General features: G+C 63.0%; 20 protein-coding genes and 1 pseudogene. 10 read left to right on the top strand and 11 right to left on the bottom strand.

What is annotated here, in order from left to right; translation table 11 throughout:
• Positions 1–62: 62 nt before the first annotated feature.
• From NKI54_RS11910 to dhaK, 7 genes are all read left to right on the top strand, one after another.
• On the top strand, positions 63–1,706 hold the full coding sequence (locus NKI54_RS11910) for a dihydroxyacetone kinase subunit DhaK (RefSeq protein WP_352691538.1): 1,644 nt from the start codon (positions 63–65) through the stop codon (positions 1,704–1,706).
• An 80-nt stretch (positions 1,707–1,786) separates the two neighbouring features.
• Positions 1,787–2,389, top strand: coding sequence for a dihydroxyacetone kinase subunit DhaL (gene dhaL / locus NKI54_RS11905; protein ID WP_352634990.1), 603 nt, complete (start codon positions 1,787–1,789; stop codon positions 2,387–2,389).
• Positions 2,386–2,775 carry a dihydroxyacetone kinase phosphoryl donor subunit DhaM gene (gene dhaM / locus NKI54_RS11900; protein ID WP_352522589.1) on the top strand — a complete coding sequence of 130 codons (390 nt, stop codon included), beginning with the start codon at positions 2,386–2,388 and terminating at the stop codon, positions 2,773–2,775. Before dhaL ends, dhaM begins: the two co-directional genes overlap by 4 nt.
• Before the next feature lie 21 nt (positions 2,776–2,796).
• The gene (locus NKI54_RS11895; protein WP_352522588.1) at positions 2,797–3,099 is read left to right on the top strand and encodes an HPr family phosphocarrier protein; all 303 of its coding nucleotides are present in this window, start codon (positions 2,797–2,799) and stop codon (positions 3,097–3,099) included.
• Positions 3,083–4,684 carry a phosphoenolpyruvate--protein phosphotransferase gene (gene ptsP, locus NKI54_RS11890; protein WP_352691535.1) on the top strand — a complete coding sequence of 534 codons (1,602 nt, stop codon included), beginning with the start codon at positions 3,083–3,085 and terminating at the stop codon, positions 4,682–4,684. Before NKI54_RS11895 ends, ptsP begins: the two co-directional genes overlap by 17 nt.
• Positions 4,685–4,692: 8 nt before the next feature.
• Positions 4,693–5,115: a hypothetical protein gene (locus tag NKI54_RS11885; protein ID WP_023676327.1), complete on the top strand. Its 423-nt coding sequence runs from the start codon at positions 4,693–4,695 to the stop codon at positions 5,113–5,115.
• A gap of 26 nt (positions 5,116–5,141) precedes the next feature.
• The gene (gene dhaK / locus NKI54_RS11880; protein ID WP_023676326.1) at positions 5,142–6,128 is read left to right on the top strand and encodes a dihydroxyacetone kinase subunit DhaK; all 987 of its coding nucleotides are present in this window, start codon (positions 5,142–5,144) and stop codon (positions 6,126–6,128) included.
• A 284-nt stretch (positions 6,129–6,412) separates the two neighbouring features.
• Here dhaK and NKI54_RS11875 read toward each other — a convergent pair whose 3' ends face one another.
• Entirely contained in the window at positions 6,413–7,204 is a 792-nt protein-coding gene (locus tag NKI54_RS11875) for a DUF2259 domain-containing protein (protein WP_023676324.1), read from the bottom strand.
• Positions 7,205–7,374: 170 nt separating this feature from the next.
• Here NKI54_RS11875 and NKI54_RS11870 point away from each other — a divergent pair, with 170 nt between their 5' ends.
• Both NKI54_RS11870 and NKI54_RS11865 read left to right on the top strand, forming a co-directional pair.
• Entirely contained in the window at positions 7,375–9,282 is a 1,908-nt protein-coding gene (locus NKI54_RS11870; RefSeq protein ID WP_352691533.1) for a propionyl-CoA synthetase, read from the top strand.
• 193 nt (positions 9,283–9,475) lie between these two features.
• Entirely contained in the window at positions 9,476–10,177 is a 702-nt protein-coding gene (locus NKI54_RS11865) for a metallophosphoesterase family protein (RefSeq protein WP_352691531.1), read from the top strand.
• Between the two features lie 15 nt (positions 10,178–10,192).
• Here NKI54_RS11865 and NKI54_RS11860 read toward each other — a convergent pair whose 3' ends face one another.
• The 6 genes from NKI54_RS11860 to NKI54_RS11835 all read right to left on the bottom strand — a co-directional run bounded on the left by NKI54_RS11860 (position 10,193) and on the right by NKI54_RS11835 (position 17,801).
• The gene (locus tag NKI54_RS11860; protein WP_352691529.1) at positions 10,193–12,613 is read right to left on the bottom strand and encodes a polysaccharide biosynthesis tyrosine autokinase; all 2,421 of its coding nucleotides are present in this window, start codon (positions 12,611–12,613) and stop codon (positions 10,193–10,195) included.
• A gap of 149 nt (positions 12,614–12,762) precedes the next feature.
• Positions 12,763–13,659 (bottom strand): UTP--glucose-1-phosphate uridylyltransferase, encoded by an 897-nt coding sequence (locus tag NKI54_RS11855; protein ID WP_023676320.1) that lies wholly within the window; start codon positions 13,657–13,659, stop codon positions 12,763–12,765.
• 75 nt (positions 13,660–13,734) lie between these two features.
• On the bottom strand, positions 13,735–14,685 hold the full coding sequence (locus NKI54_RS11850) for a glycosyltransferase family 2 protein (protein ID WP_352634985.1): 951 nt from the start codon (positions 14,683–14,685) through the stop codon (positions 13,735–13,737).
• Complete coding sequence (locus tag NKI54_RS11845) at positions 14,675–15,625, bottom strand: glycosyltransferase family 2 protein (RefSeq protein ID WP_352577813.1); 951 nt, start codon at positions 15,623–15,625, stop codon at positions 14,675–14,677. The genes NKI54_RS11850 and NKI54_RS11845 overlap by 11 nt, the downstream gene beginning before the upstream one ends.
• Positions 15,625–16,617 carry a glycosyltransferase family 2 protein gene (locus NKI54_RS11840; RefSeq protein ID WP_352634984.1) on the bottom strand — a complete coding sequence of 331 codons (993 nt, stop codon included), beginning with the start codon at positions 16,615–16,617 and terminating at the stop codon, positions 15,625–15,627. The genes NKI54_RS11845 and NKI54_RS11840 overlap by 1 nt, the downstream gene beginning before the upstream one ends.
• Before the next feature lie 11 nt (positions 16,618–16,628).
• Positions 16,629–17,801, bottom strand: a complete 1,173-nt coding sequence (locus NKI54_RS11835; RefSeq protein WP_352634982.1) for a glycosyltransferase family protein — start codon at positions 17,799–17,801, stop codon at positions 16,629–16,631.
• A 302-nt stretch (positions 17,802–18,103) separates the two neighbouring features.
• Between NKI54_RS11835 and NKI54_RS11830 the strand changes: the two are divergent.
• Positions 18,104–19,156: pseudogene (locus tag NKI54_RS11830) on the top strand (polysaccharide pyruvyl transferase family protein); the annotation flags it as partial.
• A 222-nt stretch (positions 19,157–19,378) separates the two neighbouring features.
• On the opposite strand, the gene NKI54_RS11825 reads toward NKI54_RS11830, so the two are convergent.
• From NKI54_RS11825 to NKI54_RS11810, 4 genes are all read right to left on the bottom strand, one after another.
• Entirely contained in the window at positions 19,379–20,842 is a 1,464-nt protein-coding gene (locus NKI54_RS11825; protein WP_352634980.1) for a lipopolysaccharide biosynthesis protein, read from the bottom strand.
• Positions 20,839–22,125, bottom strand: coding sequence for a glycosyltransferase (locus tag NKI54_RS11820; protein ID WP_352634978.1), 1,287 nt, complete (start codon positions 22,123–22,125; stop codon positions 20,839–20,841). Before NKI54_RS11820 ends, NKI54_RS11825 begins: the two co-directional genes overlap by 4 nt.
• Before the next feature lie 70 nt (positions 22,126–22,195).
• On the bottom strand, positions 22,196–23,275 hold the full coding sequence (locus NKI54_RS11815; protein ID WP_352634976.1) for a glycosyltransferase: 1,080 nt from the start codon (positions 23,273–23,275) through the stop codon (positions 22,196–22,198).
• 31 nt (positions 23,276–23,306) lie between these two features.
• Positions 23,307–24,638, bottom strand: coding sequence for a UDP-glucose dehydrogenase family protein (locus tag NKI54_RS11810; protein ID WP_023676312.1), 1,332 nt, complete (start codon positions 24,636–24,638; stop codon positions 23,307–23,309).
• Positions 24,639–24,697: the final 59 nt, after the last annotated feature.

Below are 24,697 nucleotides of genomic sequence, written 5' to 3'. Positions count from 1 at the left end.
TTTTTTCCTAGCATGCTTGCAATTCCGACTGACGATTTCGGGCACAGAACTGGACGAATTCGATGAAGCATTTTTTCAATCGCAGGGACACGATCGTCACCGAAGCCCTGGACGGCTTTCTCGGCACGACCGGCGTCGGCGATCTCGATCGCCTCGATAGCTATCCCGATATCAAAGTCGTCCTCCGTGCGGACTGGGACAAGAGCAGAGTGAGCATCGTCTCAGGCGGCGGGGCCGGGCACGAACCCGCCCATGCAGGCTTTGTCGGCATGGGCATGCTGACGGCGGCGGTTTCGGGCGAGATCTTTGCTTCGCCGAGCGTGGAAGCGGTGTTGGCGGCGATCCGCGCCGTGACCGGTCCCGCCGGGTGCCTGCTGATCGTCAAGAACTACACGGGCGATCGCCTCAACTTCGGGCTGGCCGCCGAGAAGGCGCGCGCCGAAGGCTTTCGCGTCGAGATGGTGATTGTCGCCGACGACATCGCCCTCCCGGATATTGCCCAGCCGCGCGGCGTTGCCGGCACCTTGTTCGTGCACAAGATCGCCGGCCATCTCTCGGAAGCAGGCAACGATCTGGCGGCGGTCGCAGCGGCGGCGCGGGCCGCGGCGGCGGATATCGTTTCCCTCGGCATATCGCTGTCACCCTGCTCGATCCCCGGTCAGAGCCATGAAGAAAGATTTGGCGCTGACGACGCCGAACTCGGCCTCGGCATTCATGGCGAACCGGGCGTTGAGCGGATTGCGGTGCAAAGTGCCGAAAGACTGGTTGCGATCATATCGGAGCGCCTTGCCGCGCGGCTCGATCCCGCCAGCGACTACGCCTTGCTGATCAACAATCTCGGTTCGGTGCCGCCGCTGGAAATGTTGCTTGTCGCCAATGCGGTGTTGGCTTCACCGCTGGCACGAAAGGTGACGCTGACGATCGGGCCCGGGCAGCTTATGACGGCGCTCAACATGAACGGTTTTTCCCTGTCGCTGATCCGGCTCGATGCGCCGCGCGAAGCGGCGTTGCGAGCGCCGGTCGGGCCTCACGCCTGGATGCCGGCAAGAGCCGTTCGCCCAGTGAGCATCGTCCCGGTGGCCAAAGCCGCCGGCCCGGGCAACGCGTCGAAAGCCAGCCAGGATGCGCGCAGCGAGCGGCTGATCATCGCGATCTGCGAACGGCTGATCTCGCTTGAAGGCACGTTGAACGGACTGGACGCCAAGGCGGGAGACGGCGACACTGGATCGACGGTGGCGGCCGGTGCGCGCAGCGTGCTTGGCCGCCTTGAGACACTGCCGCTCGCCGACCCTGCCGCAACGCTCGCCACCGTGGGCGACATCCTGAGCGCCAGCATGGGCGGCTCCAGCGGCGTGCTGCTGTCGATCTTCTTCACCGCCGCCGCGCAGGCGTTGGCGTCTGGCGCGACTCTTACCAAGGCGTTGCTCGCCGGCCTCGATCGGATGTCCTTCTATGGCGGAGCGAGGGTCGGCGATCGCACGATGATCGATGCCCTGGAACCCGCTTTGAAGGCGCTGGATAGCGGCAGTCTGGAGGACGCGGCGGTCGCGGCGCAACGCGGCGCCGAGGCCACCGCTGCCATGCGCAAGGCCAAGGCTGGGCGGTCCGTCTATATCGGCAGTCATCTCGACGGCGTGGTCGACCCCGGCGCCTTTGCCGTCGCCGAGGTCTTCACTGCCCTCGCCGCGTTGCTAGAAACCGTCTGACGGAGCGGAGGATGCTTCAATTGCCGGATACGCAATTTTCTCGTACTGCCGTCAGCGCAGGGGCCAGGAGCATGGGTGACATGGCGGCAGCGGATCTTTCCAGGCTGATCAAGGCGGCGGCAAACACGATCGCCGCCCATGCCGAAGAGCTGACCAGGCTCGACCAGGCGATCGGCGACGGCGACCATGGGCTCAACATGAAACGCGGCTTCGAGGCAGTGCGGGCCGAGGCTGAGGCGTTCGCGGCAAAGCCGTTGCCCGAGGCGCTGAAGGCGATCGGCACCAAACTGGTGATGACGGTCGGCGGAGCTTCCGGGCCCTTGTTCGGCACGCTGTTCATGGCGCTCGGCAAGGAGATTTCCGCCGTGCCGGATCGCGCCAATCTGGCCGCGGCCTTCGGCAAGGCAATCGAAGCGGTGGCCGCCAGAGGCAAGTCGCAGGCCGGGCAAAAGACCATGCTCGACGTGCTGCAGCCGGTGCATGAAGCCCTGCTGCGGGGAAAGACAGCAGGGGAAATCGTCGATATTGCTGACAATGCAGCCGACGCGACCGTGCCGATGAAGGCCTTGCGCGGACGCGCCTCCTTCCTTGGCGACCGTTCGATCGGCCATATGGATGCCGGAGCACGCTCGACTGCGCTTCTGGTGCGGGCCGTCGCCGAAGCAATCGAGGGGCGCGCATGAGCAATGTCGGCATCGTCATCGTATCGCATTCGCCGCTGGTCGCCGAAGGCACCGCAGACATGGTGCGGCAGATGGTCGGCGACGAAGTGCCGCTTGCATGGTGCGGCGGAAACGGCCATGGCGGGCTGGGAACCAACGTCGAGGCGATCATAGGCGCCATCGACAAGGCCTGGTCGGAGGCGGGTGTCGCAATCCTCGTCGACCTCGGCGGCGCCGAGACCAATAGCGAGATGGCGGTCGAAATGATCGGCGAACCACGCGCCCAGAAGATCATCGTCTGCAATGCGCCGATCGTCGAAGGCGCGGTGATGGCGGCGACCGAGGCTTCCGGCGGCGCCTCGCTCAGGGAAGTGGTGGCGACGGCGCACGAATTGTCGCCGTCGTGAACGAACGGGAATTTTGACAGCATGTCCGCAGCAGCCGAAGCCAGCGTCCTGATCACCCATGAGGTTGGACTGCATGCGCGCCCCTCGGTGAAATTCACCAAGCTTGCCAAGACGTTTTCGGCCGAGGTCGAAGTGGCGGTCGCCGCCAACGGGCCGTGGTTCGACGCCAAGAGCATCGTCAAGGTGATGGCAGCGAAGGCGCCGAAAGGTACTGTCCTGCATATCAGGGCCAAGGGCGACGGCGCCGGCGAGGCGGTCGGCGCGCTGGTCGAGCTGGTGCGGCGCGATTTCGACGAAGGCAAGGACCATGCCCGAACCGCTTAGGCTGCAGGGCATTTCGGCATCGGCCGGCTATGCCGAGGGGCCGCTGTTCGACCTGGATCAGGCTGCTGTGCGTTATGTCCGCAAGGCGAGTGCCGCGGACGAGAAGGCGGCGCTTGAGACCGCCATCTCCATTGCCGCAGGCCGGCTCGCCGCATTGATCGAAACCAGTGACGGCGAGGCGTCCGAGATCCTCGAATTCCAGCTCGCCATGCTGGAGGACGACGCGCTGACCGGTCCGGCCTTTTCGCACATTGCCGAGAGCACAGCCGCTGATAGGGCCTGGCGGCAAGCACTCGACGCCGAGATAGCCGGCTACGAAACATCCGATGAGGACTATTTCCGGGCGCGCGCCGCCGACATGCGCGATATACGCGACCAGGTGCTGCGCGCGCTGACCGGGGGCGGCGACATTGCCGCCCCGGCGGGTGCGATCTTCTACGGCGAGGATATCGCACCGACGCGCTTCCTCGAAACCGACTGGAGTGCCGGCGGCGGCATAGCGCTTAAAGCCGGAAGTGTCGCAAGCCATGTCGCCATGCTGGCGCGATCGCGCGGCGTACCCATGGTAGTGGGTCTTGGGCCGGCCGGGTTCGGTGCTTCGCCGGCTCACCTTGCCGAAATCGCGCTGCTCGACGCTGAGCATGGCGGCATTGTGTTGGCGCCGTCGAAAGCGGAGATCGATGCATTCCGGCGATCATCGTCGTCTTTCGCGGCGCATCGCGACAAAGCGGCAGCCTATCTGACAAGGCCGGCAGCAACGAAGACCGGCATAGCGGTCCGGGTGCAGGTCAACATCGCCGATCCATCCGATGTCGACAGCATTGATGTCGCGACTTGCGACGGTGTCGGGCTGATGCGGACCGAATTCCTGTTCGGCAAGACGCTGCCGGACGAGGAGACGCAATATCGCGCCTACCGCAAGGTGCTGGAATGGGCAGGCGACAGACCCGTGACCATCCGCACAGTCGATGCGGGCGGCGACAAGCCTGTGCCGGGCCTCACCGTCGAGGAAACCAATCCCTTCCTCGGCCTGCGAGGGATCAGGCTGTCGCTGGCGCGTCCGGAGGTCTTTCGCGTGCAGATCCGCGCCTTGCTATGCGCCGCCGTGCACGGCAATCTGAAGGTGATGTTCCCGATGATCGCCGTCCCGGAAGAGTATGAGCGCGCCGCGACGCTGTTCGCGGAAGAGCAGGCCGGCCTTTCCGCACGCGGTATCGAGCAAAGGATGCCGCCGCTTGGTATCATGGTCGAGGTGCCTTCGGTGGCGATTGCGCCGGAGGCATTCGCCAGGGCCGCTTTCTTCTCGATCGGATCGAACGATTTGACCCAATATGTGATGGCCGCCGCGCGTGACAATGCGTCGGTCGCGCATCTGAATTCCGTCAGGCACCGGGCCGTGCTCCGGCTGATCGCCTCGGTTGCCGGCTTCGGCCGCGAGCATAATATCCCGGTCAGCCTGTGTGGCGATGCCGGCGGCGACCCCGCCTCGATCCCGGCGCTGCTCGAAACCGGCCTGCGTGACCTCTCCGTCGCTCCCGCCCAACTCGCGATGGCCAAGGCGGCCATCGCGGACGTTTCGATCTAGGCCCCGGTATGGCAGACAAGGCGTCGCAATCCGGCCCCGAAGAGGCGATCCGCGCCTACAAGACGATCCTGTCGCAGGTGATCGACCAGCGCCCGTCCGGCATGCGCCAGCGCCTCGCTGATGCGCTGGGCAAGCATCGCAGCTTCGTCACGCAGATTTCCAGCCCGGCCTATTCGACGCCGATCCCGTCGAAGCATTTGCCGGCTATCTTCTCCGTCTGCCATTTCAGCCCGGCCGAACGCGATCATTTCCTTGAGGCCTACCATCGGGCGCATCCGGGAAAGATGTCGCTGGCCGCAGGCTTGCGCAAGACACGCCATGTCTCGCTGATCGTTCCCGATTTCGGCGACGACAAGCAGAACGCGGCGCTCGACCGGGCGGTCAACGATTTCATCCAGAAGATCACCAGCATCGCCGGCAAGGGCAGCTGACGCTGGGCTATTTCGGGAGGACGGCCATGAAGAAATTTTTGAATTCGGTCGATACGGTGCTGACCGAGAGCCTCGACGGCTTCGTTGCCGCGCATGCCGATATCCTGGCGCTTGGCGAGGAACACAAATTTGTCCGCCGCAAGCTGCTCACACCGGGCAAGGTGGCGCTGATCTCCGGCGGCGGCTCGGGTCACGAGCCGCTACATGGCGGGTTCGTCGGGCACGGCATGCTGGATGCGGCCTGCCCCGGCCAGGTATTCACCTCGCCAACGCCTGACCAGATGATGGCGGCGGCCGAAGTCGTCAATACGGGCGCCGGCTGCCTGTTCATCGTCAAGAACTACGAGGGCGACGTGATGAATTTCGACATGGCCGCTGAAATGTCGGAAGGCGTGATGCAAATCGTGACCAATGACGACGTTGCGGTCGAAAACTCGTCCTACACCACCGGCCGGCGCGGCGTCGCCGGCACGCTGGTGGTCGAGAAAATCGTCGGCGCGGCGGCCGAACAAGGCATGGCACTGGAGCCGTTGAAGGCGCTCGGCGAGCGCGTCAACGGCGCGACGCGCTCGATGGGCGTGGCGCTGACCAGTTGCACCGTGCCGGCGGCGGGCAAGCCGACCTTCAATATCGGCGATGGCGAGATGGAGTTCGGGGTCGGCATCCACGGCGAGCCTGGGAGGCGGCGCGACACATTGAAAAGCGCCGATGCTATCGCCGAGGAGATCTGTACCGCAATCCTGGGTGACCTGGGCGACGGTGCCAGAGGCCAGGCGCTACTCTTCGTCAACGGCTTTGGCGGCACACCGTTGATGGAGCTTTATCTGATGTACAACAGCGCCCGCAAAATCTTCGAGAAGCACGGCGTGACGGTGACCCGGTCGCTGGTCGGGTCCTATGTGACCTCGCTCGACATGGCCGGCTGTTCGATCACGCTGAGCATGCTCGACGACGAGGCGGCTGTTTGGTGGGATGCACCGGTACATACGGCCGCGCTGCGCTGGGGCATGTAGCGGCGGAGAATGCCCCAGAAATAGTCGGTGACAAGACCGGTATCGGCAACGCCGCGCATCGCCAGACAGTTGCCCTCCTCACCCTGCGTAAGATAAAGAATCTGCAGGTTTGGGGAGTTCGAGCATGCGTTACAATTGGGATCGGGCGCCGACGGGTTTCGAGCGCCATGGAAAGGTGCTGGCAGCCGCCTTGCTGATCGTCGGCGGGGTCGGACTTATGCTCGCTGCCCTCCCGCTTTAGGGACAACAAACTCGGGTAGCGGACTACGTCTCAGCGCGTTGCCTCAGTGCGCCTGGCCAGTCACGGCGATGAAACGGCGGTCGCGCCCTTCAAATCCCTGGCTGAAGCGCTGCACGAGCACCGCAAGCACGCCCGGTTTTCCATCCGGGGTGAATGCGTAAGATTCCGACAGGCTGTAGGAAGTCGGGCAATTCCTCGAACCGGGCACCGCCTTGTCCTCATGCAGCAGCTTGATCGGCTTGCCGTCCTGACCCTGCAGCGTCAGGCGAAAGCCGAGCGCCTTGCCGGTCGTTTCGCCTTGCTGCGTCGCGTCGAAACTCGCTGAACAATCCGCCGTGCTGTCGGCACGGATCTGCTCGAGCTGGATGGTGCCAAGCTCGTCATAGGCCGGCGAAAGCCATTTTTGCGAAACCTGCTCGAGGCGCGCAATGTCATTGTAGGCGACCATGTCGTCGGGAAAGGTGAACCTGTCCAAGGCAGTCCGCTCGCCGCGCGGCGCGATGGCATATTTGGCCAGCAAGGGCGCCGCCAGTTCGGCGGCCTGTGCCCTCGCCTGCGCAAGCGTCAATGTCGAATCCTCCGTCTCGTCGGCGATGACGATCGGCTTGCCGCCGACGAACTCATCGGTCCGCGTGTCGATGATCTCGATCTCCGACCAGCCCGAATCCGAAGCACCGGCATCGAGCGTGCCGTACTGTTCGAAGGCGAAGTAGTTGCCGTCTGGCGAAAAGCCGATGACGCGCCGGGCCGCCGCGTCGCCTGCCTGAGCAGCTGAAGCGAGCACCACCGCCAGCGTCGCAACCGCGGCAAACCCAAGCTCATATCGCAATTTCATCGCGCCCTGCCCCTAATGCCGAAAATTCGAACGATACCGGCCCCCAGACCACCATGACCCGCACTTGCGGCCAAGTTAGAACGACAGCAAACGAAACGCACAAATACATGGTTACACAAACCAGCATACGCTATTTCAAGGACAGCAAACATTCCTGGGGAGGAAGCTGGATGGCGTCACGCTACCACGAGGTCTATGACGGCTGGAAACGCGACCCGGAAAAATTCTGGGCCGATGCCGCCGGCGCAATCGACTGGTTCTCGCCCTTCGAGACGGTGTTCGACGCCAATGCCGGCGTCTATGGCAGGTGGTTCATTGGCGCCTCGTGCAACACCTGCTTCAATGCCGTCGATCGTCATGTGGCGGGCGGCCGCGCCGACCAGATCGCGTTGATCCATGACAGCGCGATTTCGGGCACAATCAGGAAATTCACCTATGCCGAGTTGAAGCGCGAGGTGGTCGCACTGACCTCGGTGCTGAAGAATCGTGGCATCCAAAAAGGCGATCGCGTCATCATCTACATGCCGATGGTACCGGAAGCAGCCGTCGCCATGCTCGCCTGCGCGCGGATCGGCGCCGTGCATTCGGTGGTCTTCGGCGGCTTTGCCTCGCATGAGCTCGCCACCCGCATCGACGACGCCAAGCCGAAGCTGATCATCTCCGCTTCCTGCGGCCTGGAGCCAGGGCGCGTCGTTGCCTATAAGCCGCTGCTCGACAAGGCGATCGAGATGTCGCGGCACAAGCCGGAAAGCTGCCTTATCCTGCAGCGCGACCAACTGCGCTGCGAACTCAGGGAAAACCACGATATCGACTATGCCGACGCCGTGGCGCGGGAGCGGGCCGCGGGTGCCAATGTCGACTGTGTTCCGGTGCTTGCCACCGATCCGCTCTACATCATCTACACGTCGGGCACGACCGGCCAGCCGAAGGGAATCGTGCGTGACAATGGCGGCCATATGGTCGCGCTGAAATGGTCGATGGAAAACGAGTTCGGCGTCAAACCGGGCGAAGTGTTCTGGGCGGCTTCCGATGTCGGCTGGGTGGTCGGCCATTCCTATATCGTCTACGGCCCGCTGCTGCATGGCTGCACAACGATCCTGTTCGAGGGCAAGCCGGTCGGCACGCCCGATGCCGGCACCTATTGGCGTGTGATCGCCGAGCATGGCGTCGTCGCGCTGTTCACCGCGCCAACCGCCTTTCGCGCCATCAAAGGACAGGACCCGAAGGGCGAATTCGTCCCGAAATACGACCTGTCCAAATTCCGGACGCTGTTCCTCGCCGGCGAGCGCGCCGATCCGGAAACCATCAAATGGGCGGAGCAGAAATTGACCGTGCCGGTGATCGACCATTGGTGGCAGACCGAGACCGGCTCGCCGATGACCATCAACCCCGCCGGACTGGGCCTGCTGCCGGTCAAATACGGCTCGCCCGGCGTGCCGATGCCCGGTTATGACATCCGCGTGCTCGACGATGCCGGGCATGAGGTCAAGCGTGGTACGCTTGGCAATGTCGTGGTGAGATTGCCGTTGCCCCCCGGCTGCCTGCCGACGCTGTGGAATGCCGACGAGCGGTTTCGCCAAGCCTATCTCGACGAGTTCCCCGGCTTCTACAAAACCGCGGATGCCGGCATGATGGACGAGGACGGCTATCTCTATGTCATGGCTCGTACCGACGACATCATCAATGTCGCCGGCCACCGGCTATCGACCGGCGCCATGGAGGAGGTTCTGGCCGCGCATCCCGACGTCGCCGAATGCGCCGTCGTCGGTATTGCCGATGCTATGAAAGGCCAGGTTCCACTCGGCTTCGTCGTGCTGAATGCCGGCGTCGACCGCGACGCCGGCATCATCGAAAACGAGGTTGTCACCCTGGTGCGCGAACGGATCGGCCCGGTCGCTGCCTTCAAGACGGTGGTGACGATCAAGCGCCTGCCGAAGACGCGCTCTGGCAAGATCCTGCGCGGCACCATGCAGAAGATCGCCGACAAGGAGGAATGGGCCATGCCGGCAACGATCGACGACCCGGCCATCCTCGACGAGATCACCGCCGCGCTGAACCGCCGCGGCATCGGCCTGTAATGGGCGCCGAAGCCGAGTTGCGTCCGAAGCTCCGGTATGGAACGACCGGCGCCGGACGTGGTATCCACGCGCGGTGTCGTCATGTTGTTTCGGAATCGAGACGCACCCACAGCCATGCGAGATGCCATACGTGACCCTGTTCCAGCGATCGAGAAAGCCCCAGGCCGCGGCACGCCAGCGGCTGGAGATCGATATGCGGGGCGCAGTCGTCTATGCGATCGGCGACGTGCATGGCTGCTACAAGGAACTCCGCGCCCTGGAGCAGAAGATCGTGCTCGATTCGGCGCCCTTCGAAGGGCGCAAGCTCATAATCATGCTTGGCGACTACGTCGATCGTGGACCCCAGTCGGCGCGTGTGCTCGATCATCTGCTGGCGCCACCGCTCCGTGATTTCGAGCGCATCTGCCTTGCCGGCAACCACGAAGTCGTGATGCTGAACTACGTCGACGGGATCATTTCGAGAGAGTCGTGGCTGGCGATAGGCGGCCTGCAAACGCTGTTTTCCTACGGCGTCGACCCGTCGCGCATGGCCGATCTCTATGGGTCAAGCGAGGAGGTCGACAAGCGCATTCGGGAAGTCATTCCAGCCGACCACATTAGCTTCATGCGCGCGCTGCCGGTCATGGTCTGTTCGGCGAAATTCGTGTTCGTCCATGCCGGCATCAGGCCCGGCATCGAGCTGGCCGCGCAGGACGAGGACGACCTGCTGAATATCCGTTCGGACTTCTTCGACGCTGCGCATCTTCTCGACCGCTATGTCGTGCACGGACATACGCCGGTCGACACTCCGAAGCTCGAGGGACGCCGGCTTGGCATAGACACCGGCGCCTTCCAAACCGGCCAGCTGACCGCCCTCAGGATCGTCGACAACCGCGCCAGGTTGATATTTTCCTGAGCGCGATGTCGTCGCTCAGGCGGCTGCCTTGGTGCGCGCTTCCGATTTTTCCAGATAGTAGCTCGAATATTTGTCGAAGAATTTTTCCGAGCCGCCGATCGCGCCATATTTGGCCAGCTTCTTCAGTTCGACCTTGTTCAGCACCGCGCCAATGATCTTCTTGGCGATGTAGGGCTCCGAGCTGAGCATGGATTGCACCATCGCACGCGGCGTGCGTCCCCACTCGGTGACCAGCACGAAGCCGTCGACAAGCGGAGCGAAGGCCTTGGCGTCGACGACAGGCCCGAGCGGCGGCAGATCGACGATGATGTATTCGAAGGTTTCCTTGGCGTTATCGATGAAACGCCGCATGCCGGCTGAAGACAGAAGCTCGCTGGTATGCGAAAACTGGCCGCGCAGGACGGCCGGGATGATAGCCAGCTTGGTCTGCCGGTCGATCTTGCCGACCGACTGCCATGTCTGCCCGCTCACCACAGCTTCCATCAGGCCCTGCTCGGCCTCCATGCCGAGGCTGCGGCTGAGGCCGGGATTGCGCAGGTCGCCGTCGATCAGCAGCGTTTTCGATCCGTTGACGGCAAGCAACCCGGCAAGATTGGCCGCCACCGTCGACTTGCCTTCGCCGGGAAGCACCGAGACCACGCCGATGACCCGGCTGCCCTGGCCCTCCATGACGACGTCGAAGGCGATCTTGGCGTTGCGCAGCGTCTCGGAGAACATCGATGCCGGTGCATCGACGGTTACCCGCATCCGCGCACGTTTTTCGGCTGCCGACAATGTTTTGGAGGGCTGGGATTTGGAGGACTTGGCGGTCTTGGATTCAACGACCTTGACGTCAGGCTGACCGCCATTGCGTTGCTCATCCTTGCCAGCCTTGCCGATGACCGGCAGGTAGCCGAGGAATTTGAGGCCGACACGGTCGCGGACATCCTCGCCGGTCCTGAAGAAGCGTTCCCTGAATTCATTCAGGCCACCAACTCCTGCCCCCAGCATCATGCCAAGCGCCAGGGAAAGCCCCAGCACGATGGCTGTGCGCGGGGTTGCGGCCGACTGCGGCATCGTCGCGTCCGAGATGACCCGGATCTTGCCGACCGGGAAGGATTGCTGCTGGGCGGCCTCCTCATAGCGGTTCAGGAACGTCTGGTAGAGCGTCGACAGCGCCGTCGCCTTTTGGTCCAGCTCACGCAGCTTGACCTGTGACTGGTTGTCGATGGAGCTCTTGCCAGCCGCCAAGGCGACATTTGCGCGGAGCGCGGTTTCGCGCGCCAGAGCGACCTCGTATTCGTTGCGGTAGCTTTCGGTCAGTTGCTTCAACTCGCCGAAAATCTGCGCCGATATGTCGGCCTTCTCCTTGGCGAGCGCGACGGCCTGCGGATGTTGCGGGCCGAAATTGGCTTCGACATCCTGCTGCCGCTTGGATACGGTGAGATAGCGGTTCTTCAGCGTCGTGATGACCGAGCTGCTCGGCTGGTCGTTCGATATCGCAGCGTCCTTGAACGCATTGTCCGAGCCGCTTTCGACGATCGACTTGTACTGCTGATAGCGGGCGCCGGCACGTGCGGTATCGGCCTGCGCGACGATCAGCTGGGTGTTGAGATCGGACAATTGCTTGTCGCTGATCAGCTGGCCGTCATTGACGGCCAATCCGTGTTCGGCCCTGAACTTTTCGACCGCTAGTGCAGCCGACTGGGAGCTCTCACGAAGCTCGGTCAGCCGGCCTTGCAGCCAGACCGCCGCCCGCTCGGTGGCGTCGAAGCTGGCATCGAGCTGATCGGCGAGATAGGCGTCGGCATAGGCCTTGGTGATGGCGGTCGCAAGCGCCGGATCGGTCGCCTGGAAGGAGATGCTGATGACAAAGCTTCGGCCGATCCGCTCGGCGTCGAGTTGGTTCTGCAGTTTGAAGATTGCGTAGTCGCGGGGCGACGACGATGCGGTGATCGCGTCACGCGTCGCAGCATCAAGCTGAGTGACATCGGTTGTGCTAGCGGCGCGCTTGGGGCGGACAGACTGGATGATACCGCGCACAAAGCCAGAAACCTTCGACAGGGCCGATGTCGGAGGGTTCATGAAAGCGTCGTTCTGATCGAGCTTCAGCTTGTCGACGACCACCCCCGCCAGCCTGGCCGACTGCAGAATTTCGATCTGGCTCAGAACGGCGGAGTCGGTCTGCATGCTGACCGACGCCGCCGAAATGTCGTCGACGACCTTGTTCAATCCTTCGTCGATCAGCACGCTGCTCGTCGCCACATAGGTAGGAGGCGTCGTCTGCAAGTAGAGCACGCCAAGAAAGAGACCGATGACGGCGCAGGCGGCAACCACTTTCGCCTGCCGCGCGGCCATGCCAAGCAGGCGCTCGATGTCGATGAAGTCTTCGGCGTTTGCCGCATTTGAAGCCGGCAATGGCGTCCTCTTGTCGACAGGAAAATTGGCATAGTTCATCTTCGGTCCAATTCTAGTTTGCAGGCGCTACCGCCTCGAAGGTCGGGACATAGGGTGCAAACCTTGCGCCGGACAGTGCGCGTTACGCGCGGCGCAACGGCCTGTCCTGCGTCATCAGCCGCACCCACAATGCCTCGAAAAAATGGACATTATGCGGCTTCTTCCCGACGCTGATGCGACCGGACGAATTCCTGCAGCATCTCGAAGATCGGGCCCTTCATGTCCTCCCGCGCCAGCGCGAAAGCGACATTGGCCTGAATGAAGCCCTCCTTCGAACCGCAGTCGAACATGCGGCCGTCGAAAGGCTGGGCGAAGAAGGCCTGGGTCTGTGCGAGACGCACCATTGCGTCGGTCAGTTGTATCTCGTTGCCGGCGCCGCGCTGCTGGCTGGCCAGCAACGAGAATATCTCGGGCTGCAGGATGTAGCGGCCGTTGATGTAGAAGTTCGATGGCGCGTTGGCAGGAGCCGGCTTTTCGACCATGGCCGTCACCTCGAAGCCCGTGCCGACATCAGCGCCGCGCCCGACAATGCCGTATTTGCTGGTCTCGGTCGGATCGCAACGCTCGACGGCGATAACGTTTGCGCCAGTCTGCGCATAAAGATCGGCGACCTCGGCGAGACACCCGCGCCCGCCGAAGGACACCATGTCCGGCAAAAGCAATGCGAAGGGCTCGTCACCGATGACTTCGCGCGCGCACCAGACGGCATGGCCGAGGCCTTGCGGCGACTGCTGGCGGATGAAGCTCGTCGCGCCGGCGACGGGAAGCAGGCTTTCAAGCGATTCGAGTTGCGCCTTCTTGCCGCTCTGCTCCAGGGTTCCGATCAGTTCAGGATGCAGGTCGAAATAGTCCTCGATCACCGCCTTGTTGCGGCCGGTGACGAAGACGATGTGCTCGATGCCGGCCTCGAACGCCTCGTCAACCGCATATTGCACGACAGGCCTGTCGACCACCGGCAGCATTTCCTTCGGCATGGACTTGGTCGCCGGCAGGAACCGCGTTCCGAGCCCCGCCACCGGTATGACTGCCTTCCTGACTTTTTTCATTGCATGTTCCTTCTGAGGAGATCGATTTCAACCCTGTCGCAGGCGGCGAAACTGTCTTCATTCACCTGCAGCCCTTCACCTCCCCGCCACCACGGCAAACTGTGCCGCTACCCTTCGCAGCCGGACGGCGATCGGCATGCTCATATGCCGAACCGCCGCCGGATCGCTGAGCGCCGTCCATATCGCCTTGAGCGGGGACCGCGCCTTGATGTGCTGGACCAGCGACAGGAATGATGCCGCCCGGCGCAGGCTGCGAGCGCGCCTGGCGAACGCCGCCTCGGCCGCAGCATCCATGGAATGGGTCGCGGCGAAGGTGGCATCGGCCCTGCGCATCGCCTCGACGTGATGAAGTTCGAGCACCCGGGAGATGGAGCCGGTGCGAATGTGGTAGATATAGCCCGTCGTCGGCTCGACCACGCATTTGCCCCCCTTGGCCAGAGCACTGGCCAGGAGGATATAGTCTTCGCCAATGATCAGGCTTTCATCGTAATGCAGCCCGTTCTCGTTCAGGAACCGGCGCTGGAAGATCGGCTTGAGGTAGCCGAGATTGAACCTCGATTCGAAGAGGACATTGCCGCCGATGAAATCCGCCAGCGAGATTTCACCGAGGCCTTCCAGATAGTCGGCCGGGAACATCGTCTCTTCGGCAACGCCATCCTCGCGAACGACCTGCAGATTATCGACCGCGATCTCGGCGCCCGCTTTCTCCGCGCGTTCGATCATGGTGCAGATTCGCCCGGGATAGACCGCGTCGTCCGAATCTAGGACCGCGACCCACCTGCCGCGGGCAAGCTCAAGGCCGGCATTCCTGGCGCCGCCGGGGCCACGGTTTTGCTCAAGCGCGACAACGCGTACGATGTCTTCGGGGTAGGATCTCGCCAGGTCGAGCGTCCGGTCGCGCGACTTGTCGTCGACGACGATGACCTCGACGCTGATATTGCGCTGGGCGACGGCACTGGCAATCGCCCGATCGATGGTCGCCTCGGCATTGTAGGCGGCAATCACGAAGCTCACGTCAGGCTGCACGCTTGCCCCCTTGCTGCGGCGAAGACAGGCCGTATTGGCGGATTTCACGAACCCCGACGAGGCCGCTGACGACGCCGACATGCATAATGCCGCGAAGCAGGCTGCGGTTCCGGCGTACGGGGTCGATGGCGACCGGAATTGCCGACAGGAAACTGTAGGCGGCCTTTGCCGCGGCAATGCCGACCTGCTTGAGCCGGGCAAGGCCGTGTGCGTTGCGCCCCAGAAGATGACCGTGCGTCTGCCCAACGCGGAACCGGCGGCGGCCGAGCCAGTCGAATGCCGCCCTGGCAGGTGGCACCGCTTCGTCGACCCAAGCCTCCGGCGAAAAGGCGATGCGGCCGCCGGCCTTGACCATCTGGTCGAAGAATTCCGTATCTTCGCCGCCGGTCTGGCCACGTGCCAGGCTGAAGCGCCGGCCGCGCAGGCTCTCAGCGCCAATCCTGAGCAGGACGTTGCAGGTGTAGCCGGTGCGGATTTCGCCGCTCACCCAGACCGGCAAGGTCGAGTGGAAATCGCCTTTGCGCATCCAGGCGGGCGCATCCGGCAGGTAACGGGCTTGCACCGGCCCAAGCACCGTCGCAGCACCTGTTGCTTCCGCCGTCGCCACCAGTTCGGCAAGCCAGCCAGCGGTGGCCGTCTCGTCGTCGTCGATAAAGGCGACGAAATCCGCCGCACTGGTATCGAGGCAAGCGTTGCGCGCGATCGAGATGTTGCGGGCCGGGGCGTGCCGGTAGGTCACCGGCAGCTTCAACTCCCCCGCCAGCTTGGCGACCAGCGTTTCGGCCGTCGGCGTATCGTCGTTGTCGGCGATGACGATACCGACGTCGAACCCCGCGGGCATGTCCATGGCCGCTATGGAGCGAAGCGTGTCGGCAAGCTCCGGCCGGCGGAATGTGCAGACGCAGATATCGATGCTTCGATTTTTCCTGACCGGGTCCATCACGCTACCCCGCGCTGCGGTCGCGGTGCGAGCAGTTGCAGCCAGAAACCGACCGACCAGCCGAAATGCATGACCATTGCCGAGACCCCGGCAAGCGCAATGTCGGCTTTGCGCTGGCTGACGGCGGTCCAAAAGCCGTAGCCGAGGCAGACCGACGCCCATAGCAAAAGCGGCACGGCCGCCAGCCAGTGGACGAAGGAAAAGGCGGCGAGAAGAACCACGGGGAACACTAGAAGCGGCACCATCTGCCGGATCTTCGGGATCATGCGGTGCTTGAGAACGTTCTTCGCCCGGCCACGGCCATAGCCGAGATATTGAAAATAGAGGCCCTTCAGCGAGGAGCGCGGGTAGTAGACCATTTGCGTCTTGCCGGTCATCCAGATGCGGTAGCCGGCCTGGCGGAGCCGATAGTCGAGTTCGGCATCCTCATTGTGGCTGAAGGTTTCGTCATAGCCGCCGACCGCGGTGAAGGCCGATATCCGTATCAGTGCGTGGTGGCCATGATCGACCCATTCCCCCGCCGAAAGATGCCGGTGCTTGGAGCCGCCGGTGCCGAGCCTGGAGTTCTGCGCCGCTGCCGCTGCTTTCTGAACCATGCCGCTGCCGCTGGTCAGCATTGAGACGACGACCGAATCCGCACCGGTGGCTTGCGCTTCTTCGACCAGCCGGTCGCAATAATCCGCTGGATAGCCGCCATGCGCGTCGATGCGAATGAGATAGTCGACGCCTTCCCCGAACCTGGCGACGGCGAGATTGATTGCCGCGCTCTGCAAGCGCTTTTCATTGTGCAGCAGGATCACCCGCTGATCTTTTGCGGCGATGTCCGCGACGATCGTCCTGGTGCCGTCCGTGCTGCCGCCATCGGCAACGATGATCACGGCGCCCAGCCTCTCGGCCGCAGGGCGGAGCTCTCGAAGCAACGCGCCGATATGGGCCGCTTCGTTCAGGCACGGAACCACGATCATGCAGGATGGAATTTCGGTTTGCGTCATCGGCAGTCCTTCTATGCCAATGCTTCGGCAGCATATGGACCGGGAGCCGCAGTCAGCCCGCGGAGCTTTTCGACGAGCGCCCGGCAATCGGCGCGGTCGTAGCTCCAGATGCGCGGATTGCGGGCGAGAACACGCGCCCTCAATGTCTCGAACCGATGCTGCTCCATCGTGCCGACGGCGGCTTCGAGCGCCTCGGGCGTGGCTTCTGGCAAAAGAACCCCTATGCCTTGCCGGTCGAGGAACCGGCCGGTTTCGGTGGCTTCCATCGAAATCGGCACGGCTCCGAAGCGGCAGCCCTCATAGAGCCGATTGGGCAGCAGCCATTCGGAGTTCAGGCCCTGCTCAAAAAAGTCGATGGCCCAGGAAAAGTGGACCTCGCGATAGATCGCCGCCATATCCTCGGGATTGCGGTAGGGCCCGCCAAACGAGAGCCAGGGTTCCGATTCGACGAAACCGTGGAAATCGGGAAATTCGGACAGCGCCGGGCGGCCCCTGAGGACGATTTCAAAGCGGCCGTCGAGGCGGCGCGAAAATTCGGCCAGAAGCTCCAGGGAGCGACGGCAGCGAAGCGCCCCGAACCAGCCGATCCGCCAAGGCGGCGCAACGGGGTTCTCCGGCGCCGCGCGGTCATCCAGCGAGGCCGCGGCTGGCTCGAAATACTTGTTTTCGAGCAGTTCGACCGGGGCGGCAATCTGTCCGAACGGCTTGAAATAGTTGGCGATGAAGGCCGGAGAGCTGGTCACCAGAAGCTTCACATCCCTGGCCAGGAAGCGTTCTGCGCCGCGCATCGCCCAGCCCAGCGGATCGTCGCGAAGCAGCAGGCGATGGATATCCAGGCACTCGTAGACGATCGGCACCGTTGCCTGGAAAGCCGACCTGGCGCGGCGGGCAAGCGCCAGCATTTCCAGATTGCGCGCGATAATGAGGTCGGGCCGTGGCATTGAGCCCAGCTTCGAGCCGGTCGAGACGACTGCCTTCATGATCGCGGCCAGACGTTGGGCGAATCGGCCATCACGAGTCGGGCCGAGATCGATCGGCTGCAAGCCCTCGACATCAGCAACTGCGCTTGCCGTACGACGAAAGCCCGCCAGCGTAACCTGGGCGCCGCCTGCCTTGAGCATTATGATCCGCCGGCGCACTGCCGGGTCGGAGACGTCGTGTACCAAGTACAAGACATGCAGCATGAAAACTCGACCGCTGTTGGCCCGCCCGCGACAATGCTAGTACAGCTCTTGCTGCATCGCAACATTTTTGGTTGCAGCGTAGCAAAGATCCCCGTTTTTTGTTGCACTGCAAAATCGATGGGTTAATCTCGCTCTGCTTGGGCCACATGGACCGCGCGTTGGCCTGCCATCGGGCTGCGCGCCAATAATCACGACGCGAGGACCATCCTTGGCGTGCAGCATTTTCGGCCAACCCGCCTGCAATCCGCCCCTTCGCACCCGTCGATGGAAGCACGGGACTACTCACGAAATGAGGTCATTCCATGAAGATCGCGGTTGAAAACACCGTCTGCCTGAATACCGGGGATGCAGCGATTCTCCTGGCGATCCGCCATGTTTTCAAGACGATCGTGCAAGACGATATCCAGTTCTACGTCTTCGACAGCCAGCCGGAGGTGGCGGCGAGGCTCTACACGAAGAAAGAGTATCCTGATCTCGAATTCCACAAGCTGCTGTCGGAATCGCTGTTCCGCTACAAATACGGCAGCGGGCTGAAGAACCTGTTCAAGCCGATCTACAATCGGCTCGTCCTCAATGCCCTGCGGCGGTTCGGCATCCGCGGCGTTCTCGGGCGTTTGTTCAGCTCAAGCAATCGCCGTGGTCTCGAGATCTACAAAGACGCCGACCTCGTGGTCACGACAGGCGGAACCTATCTTGTCGAGACTTACAATCTGGAACGGCGACTCAATCAATTCCGGATCGACGCGATTTTGGGCAAGGACCCCGTCTTCTTCACGCAATCGCTCGGCCCGTTCAACAAAAGTTACAATCGCCAGGAGTTGAGCCCAATCTTCGATCGGAGCCCGCTCATCCTGCTGCGCGACGAACGTTCGCGAGGCCACATTGTGGACATGGTGAAAGACCCCGGCAAATGCCACGTCGTGGCCGACGCCGTCTTTGCCCTGGCCGACACCGACAGGATCGGAAAAATTCTGGCCTCCGGCCAGTCGGCGACCGTCACCGGCCGCGTCGCCATTTCCGTCCGTCACTGGAACTATGTCAGCGACGGCGAGGGCGGCATGCGCCGCTACATCGACTCGATCCGCGCGATCGCGACCATCCTGGTCAGGGACCACGCCAAGGAGGTCACCTTCGTCTCCACCTGCCAGGGCGTGCCGGAATACGCCCATGATGATTCCAAGACGGCGCGGGCTATCGTTGCCGAACTCGATTCGGAGATCGCCAAGCATGTCAGCGTGGACGCTTCGTTCCACACGCCGGAGCAACTGATGGCACTGGTGAAAGGCTTCGACTTCGTTGTCGCAACGCGCATGCACATGATGATCATGTCGCTCTGCGTCGGCACGCCGGTGCTGCCGATCGCCTATGAATTCAAGACCAAGGAACTTGCCAAGCGGATCGGCGTCGCCGACCTGCTGCTCGACATCGACACGGTGACGCCCGAGGAAGCGAGCGAGAAGCTCGGCAGACTTACCGCCAATCTCGACCTCTATCGCAGGACGAGCCTTCAGGCAGTGCTTGAGGAGCATGCGTCGGCGATGTCGGCAGGTGAGCTTTTGAGGCCGGTGATTGCCGGCCTAGCGGGCGTTGCGCATGGCGCTGGAAAGCGTGGTGAACAGGGCGCTGCGCGACTGGCGAAGGGCAAGCATGAGGACCAGGCCGATCGAATAATTGAGGGCAACCGCCAGGACCACCGCGAGCAGGTCTGACTGGCCGGTCAGCGATGCCGGCAACTCGCGGTACACGGACCAGGCAAGCAGCGATGACGCGATGAAAAGCCCCTGCATGACCAGGAAGTCGGCTGCGGTCACCGGGCCGACCCGGTGGACAAGAACGGCAAGCACCGGGACGCGCAGCACATAGCCGCTGATCGCGTAGGCCGCCGCGACACCGACGGCGCCCCAGTGCAGGCCGATGATGAAGGCGGCGACCGTCGTCAGCGACGAGTAGATGCCCCAGTGGAACATGGTCTTGGTCTTGCCCTGGCAGATGAAGATCCAGCCGGTGGTGCTCGAGACGGACTGGATCAGGCTGGCGATGCCCAGCCAGGCGAAGATCGGCGCCACCGCTGTCCAGCGCTCGCCGAAGAGAAGCCCGACGACCTGGTCCGACGTCAGCGTCAGCGCCGCGATGCCGGGCATAGTGATGGCCGCCAGCATCCAATTGGTTCGCACATAGATGTCGCGAAACCGCGCCTTGTCCTCATGGATGCGGCTCAGCAGCGGCACCATCACGCGTGTCAGCGGCTGGTTGATGTTCTGCAGCGGAAACAGCAGGAGCTTGTAGGCGCGGTCATAATAGCCGAGCTCGATCGCGCCCGAATATTTTCCGATCAGGATGTTGTCGAGATTGCGCGAGAAGAAGTTGGCCAGATTGAAGCCGGTCAGATTGGCGCCGAAGGACAATATGTCGGTATCGACCTTCAGGTCCGGCCGCGACGGCGTCCAGCGCGCCACCTGCCATGCCGCGGCCAGCGCGACAACAGCCGATACCGCAGGGCCAATGACCAGCGACCAGTAGCCCAGCCCCGCATAGGCGGCGATTGCGGTAGTCGCAAGTCCGGCAGCAGCGGTTATCACGTCGTTCAGCGCGAGCTGGCCAAAGCGCAAGTGACGGTTCATCAGCGCCAGCGGCACCGCCGCGAGGCTGCCAAGCAGCAGCGGCAAGGCAGAGCCGATGGTGATCCCCACCATGCGTTGATCGGCATAGAAAGCAGCGATGGCGGGCGCCAGGCATGCAACCACCACGGCACTGCCCATCCCCACCAGCGCACTGATCCAGAATACCTGGTTGAGCTGCTCGGTGCTGATATCCTTGCGCTGGACCACAGCCTGTTGCAGGCCAAGATTTTGAAGCAGCCCGACAAAGGCCACGATCGGCCCGACGGAAGCCACCAAGCCGAAATCCTCGGGCACGAGCAGACGGGCAAGCACGATGACCGAGAGAAACTGGATCGCCATCTTGAAGCCTTGCGCGCCGATCGTCACCATGCCGCCGCGCAGGGCGACGCGACCGAACTGGGGGGGCGGGTTGGCGTTCATGCCGGCTGCCTGGCTTCGGCCAGTTGAGCAACGATCTGCGCAAAACGTTCGTTGAGTACGTCCGCGTTGAAATCCTGCTCGATCTTGCGGCGCGCCGCACGTGCGATGCGCTCGCATTTGTCCGGGTTCTCGGCCACCCAGACAAGCTTGCGGGCCAACTCGGCAACGTCTCGCTCCGGTGCGAGGAAGCCTGTCTCCTGATCCTCGATCAGTTCGGGAATGCCCGAGTGATAGGTGCTGACGACGATCAGCCCGGCGGCCATAGCCTCCATCAGCGCCACCGGAATACCCTCGAGATCGCCGTCTCGCGCGGCAACGCTAGGCAGCAGGAATACGTGGGCATTGCGCAGGCGCTGCTTGACCTCGGCGTGCGGACGCGGCCCGAGGAAAGTCACCCGGTCGGCAACGCCGAGATTTGCGGCGAGCTTCTTCAACTCTTCCAGCAATTCGCCGCCGCCAATCACCGAATAGACCCAGTCGCGCCGCGGCAGGCTGGCGAGCGCCCGAAGGGCGAATTCGATGCCCTTCTTTTCGGTCAGCCGGCAGACCGAGATGAAGGACAGCGTGTCCCGGTCCCAGGAACGCCAATGGTAGCCGATCTCACCGGGCCGCACGCCCATATGGTGAACCATGACTTGCGCCGGGGGTGCGCCGACGCCGATCAGGGCGTCGCGGAAAAACGCGTTCACCGGGAGCTGGAGAACGCCCTTGTCGAAGACAACCTTGTAGCGCGTGAGCGTGTTGTCATGCAGCGGTTCGCCGACATCGCGGCCGTGGAATATGGTCACCAGCGGAGCGGAAATCCGCCCTCGTTTCATGGCGCGGGCGACGCGCATGCCGTTATTGCCGAAATGCGCGACGATCACATCGGCGTTCTGCAATTTGCGCGCAAAAGCGATGTCGACAGCGGTCGAGAGCTTATCCCAGAACCTGCCCGACCATCTCCTGAGCGTCGGGCGAAAGCGCCCCAGCCCGCCCCACCAGCAGACGACCTTGCCAGGGAGAGCCTGCCAGCGGCGATCGTCGATGTTGCTGTCCTTGCCGAAGGACGTCTCGTTGCAGACGACGCCGACTTGCATGCCGCGCTCGAGGCACCCTTCTATCTGGTCGAGGACGAAGGTCTCCGACAAAGAGGGGAACTTATCAACTACGAAGCAAATCTTCATCGGATGGACGATCTTTCGAGGCCGGTCGGCGATCTGCTCGCGCGGATGAGGGCTGACGCCCGTCGCCACCGTGCGAGGCGCCTCAAGCGTCTGGTGTTGTGCGTGTCTTTGTCCCAAGGCAGCTCCCACCCCGGTCAGGCGCGAGAGCCGGCTTTTGGGCAACGTGCATGGTTTTGGACGAAATGCATCAGGCGGCACGCTCCAGCGCGCCTTGCCTGGCGCGGTCGAGAACGCCGAGAAAAGTCGCGAACTGGCCGTCGGGGTTCATTTGCGGCCGCTCCGAAAACAGCTGCGCCGCCGCCGACAGCCGATCGTACTCGGCCTTGTCGCTCCATAGTCGCCTGACCGCGGCGACCCAGTCGTCGAGCGGTGCGTCATAGTCGAGCACCACGCCGCCGGCGCCAATCGCTTCCGGCAGGCCGCCGCGACGGGACCCGACGACTGGAATGCCGCTGCAATGGGCCTCGGATGCCACCCGCCCCCAAGCCTCTTCCCATTTGCTGGGCGCCAGCAGAATCTTGGTGCGGCCATAGACGGTCTTCATGTCGCTGGTGCGGCTTTCCAGCCTGACGTTGCGCAGCGGGGCGATGATCTGTTCGATCTGCGCCCGATGGTCGTCGTCGAGCTTCCAGCTTTCGACGAAGAGGAACGGAATTTCTGGGCATTGGCCGGCGATGCGCACGGCGAGTTCGAACCCTTTTTCATTGTAAGGATTGATCAGCGTGACGAACTCACCGGTGGTCGGCGTGCTGTAGAGCCCGGGATTGATGGTCGGCGGGATCACGGTCGAATCGATGCCGAACCTTTCCTTATAGGTGCGCGCAGTGAATTCGGAGTTGGCGATATAAAGCGCCGAATGCAATTCGCGCAGGTCGCCGGCCAGTTCGTGGAATTCGACGTTTCGCAGATAGACCACCAGCGGCACGCCGAGCGCCTGCAGCGCCTTTCCGATCGGCACCGATTTGTGGCACTGCACGACGGCGACATCGGGATCGAGCCGTTCGACCGCGAAGCGCGCCGCCTCCCAGGGAAACCATGCCCGCACGACCGGATAGCCGGGATAGCTGTCGATGACCGCTCGCTGACGAAGCAGCTTCATCTTGGCGCGCGCCTTGAAGCCGAACATGCCGTCACCGAACAGCGCCGCCAGAACCGAGGCGTCATGACCGTGCTCGCGCAGCTGCTCGACCAGATGATGCGTGCTCGACTGAACGCCACCGCTGAACTGCGGCGTGTAGCCGTTGCCGCCTGCAAACAGAACTTTCATGGACCTGGCTCCTTGCTGGACCGCCCTATCGTCACGCCGCCATTCTGCCGATGCTGTGGTATTCGATGCCGTGGCGGGCGATGACCTTGGGGTCGTAGAGATTGCGTCCGTCGAAGATGACGGGCGTGGTCAGCGCGTTCTTCAGCGCATCGAAAGACGGCGCGCTGAAGCTTTTCCACTCGGTCACGATCAAGAGCGCATCGGCGCCTCGCAGCGCGGCCTCCTTGGTGCCGCACAGTTGCAGGTCGTCGCGCAGCCCGTAGATCGCCTGGCATTCCTGCATCGCCTCCGGATCATAGGCCTGCACATTGGCACCAGCGGCCCAGAGCGCTTCCATCAGCGTGCGGGCCGGGGCCTCGCGCATGTCGTCGGTATTGGGTTTGAAGGCCAAGCCCCACAGCGCAAATGTCTTGCCTTTGAGATTGCCCTTGAAATAGCGGTCCACCTTCTCGAACAGGACCGACTTCTGCTGGTTGTTGCGCTCCTCGACGGCACGCAGCAGCTTGGCGTCGAACTTGACGGCCTCGGCAGTCTTGATCAGGGCACGCACATCCTTCGGGAAGCACGAGCCGCCATAGCCGAGGCCCGGATAGATGAAGTGGTAGCCGATCCGCGGGTCGCTGCCGATGCCCTTGCGGACCTCCTCGATGTCGGCGCCCAGTTGCTCGGCCAGGTTGGCCATTTCATTCATGAAGCTGATCTTGGTCGCCAGCATGCAATTGGCCGCGTATTTGGTGAACTCGGCACTGCGCACATCCATCACGATCATCTTTTCGTGGTTGCGGTTGAACGGCGCGTAGAGCTCGCGCATCACCGCCTCGGTGTCCTCGTTGCTGGTGCCGACGATGATCCGGTCGGGCTTCATGCAGTCGCTCACAGCGGACCCTTCCTTGAGGAATTCCGGATTGGAGGCGACGTCGAAAGCCAGATCCTCGCGCCCGCGCGCCTTCAGCGTTGCGGCGATCCTGGCCTTTATCCTTTCGCAGGTGCCGACGGGCACGGTCGACTTGCCGACGACGATCTTGGGCTCGTCCATCTCACGACCGATGGCCTCGGCGACGGCCAGCACATATTTGAGGTCGGCCGAACCATCCTCGCCCGGCGGCGTGCCGACGGCGATCATCTGGATCTGGCCATGCTTGATCGCCGCGGCGGCGTCGGTGGTGAACTTGATGCGGCCGGCGGCATGGTTCTCCTTGACCATGCTTTCGAGCCCAGGCTCGAAGATCGGGACATGACCCTGGTTGAGCCGCTCGACCTTTTTTGCATCGATGTCGACGCAGACCACCTGATGGCCGACTTCGGCAAGCACCGCCGCCTGTACAAGACCGACATAGCCGATTCCAAAGACAGTCAAATTCATTCGGTTTCATTCCTGTTCAAGGTTTCGGGCCTGTTCGAGCTTCGGTTTTCCGACCACCT

Origin of the sequence: Mesorhizobium sp. M0663 (assembly GCF_040320585.1) — a bacterium.
In the GTDB taxonomy this organism is placed as follows: Bacteria; Pseudomonadota; Alphaproteobacteria; order Rhizobiales; family Rhizobiaceae; genus Mesorhizobium.
The sequence above is the reverse complement of the archived record's forward strand: the minus strand, read 5'-3'. Positions and strand labels throughout refer to the sequence as shown.

Bases quoted from the DNA above. Each gene is read 5' to 3' on its own strand.
- NKI54_RS11910 (WP_352691538.1), top strand. From the start codon at position 63: ATGAAGCATTTTTTCAATCGCAGGGACACGATCGTCACCGAAGCCCTG.
- dhaL (WP_352634990.1), top strand. From the start codon at position 1,787: ATGGCGGCAGCGGATCTTTCCAGGCTGATCAAGGCGGCGGCAAACACG.
- dhaM (WP_352522589.1), top strand. From the start codon at position 2,386: ATGAGCAATGTCGGCATCGTCATCGTATCGCATTCGCCGCTGGTCGCC.
- NKI54_RS11895 (WP_352522588.1), top strand. From the start codon at position 2,797: ATGTCCGCAGCAGCCGAAGCCAGCGTCCTGATCACCCATGAGGTTGGA.
- ptsP (WP_352691535.1), top strand. From the start codon at position 3,083: ATGCCCGAACCGCTTAGGCTGCAGGGCATTTCGGCATCGGCCGGCTAT.
- NKI54_RS11885 (WP_023676327.1), top strand. From the start codon at position 4,693: ATGGCAGACAAGGCGTCGCAATCCGGCCCCGAAGAGGCGATCCGCGCC.
- dhaK (WP_023676326.1), top strand. From the start codon at position 5,142: ATGAAGAAATTTTTGAATTCGGTCGATACGGTGCTGACCGAGAGCCTC.
- NKI54_RS11875 (WP_023676324.1), bottom strand. From the start codon at position 7,204: ATGAAATTGCGATATGAGCTTGGGTTTGCCGCGGTTGCGACGCTGGCG.
- NKI54_RS11870 (WP_352691533.1), top strand. From the start codon at position 7,375: ATGGCGTCACGCTACCACGAGGTCTATGACGGCTGGAAACGCGACCCG.
- NKI54_RS11865 (WP_352691531.1), top strand. From the start codon at position 9,476: ATGCGGGGCGCAGTCGTCTATGCGATCGGCGACGTGCATGGCTGCTAC.
- NKI54_RS11860 (WP_352691529.1), bottom strand. From the start codon at position 12,613: ATGAACTATGCCAATTTTCCTGTCGACAAGAGGACGCCATTGCCGGCT.
- NKI54_RS11855 (WP_023676320.1), bottom strand. From the start codon at position 13,659: ATGAAAAAAGTCAGGAAGGCAGTCATACCGGTGGCGGGGCTCGGAACG.
- NKI54_RS11845 (WP_352577813.1), bottom strand. From the start codon at position 15,625: ATGGACCCGGTCAGGAAAAATCGAAGCATCGATATCTGCGTCTGCACA.
- NKI54_RS11840 (WP_352634984.1), bottom strand. From the start codon at position 16,617: ATGACGCAAACCGAAATTCCATCCTGCATGATCGTGGTTCCGTGCCTG.
- NKI54_RS11835 (WP_352634982.1), bottom strand. From the start codon at position 17,801: ATGCTGCATGTCTTGTACTTGGTACACGACGTCTCCGACCCGGCAGTG.
- NKI54_RS11825 (WP_352634980.1), bottom strand. From the start codon at position 20,842: ATGAACGCCAACCCGCCCCCCCAGTTCGGTCGCGTCGCCCTGCGCGGC.
- NKI54_RS11815 (WP_352634976.1), bottom strand. From the start codon at position 23,275: ATGAAAGTTCTGTTTGCAGGCGGCAACGGCTACACGCCGCAGTTCAGC.
- NKI54_RS11810 (WP_023676312.1), bottom strand. From the start codon at position 24,638: ATGAATTTGACTGTCTTTGGAATCGGCTATGTCGGTCTTGTACAGGCG.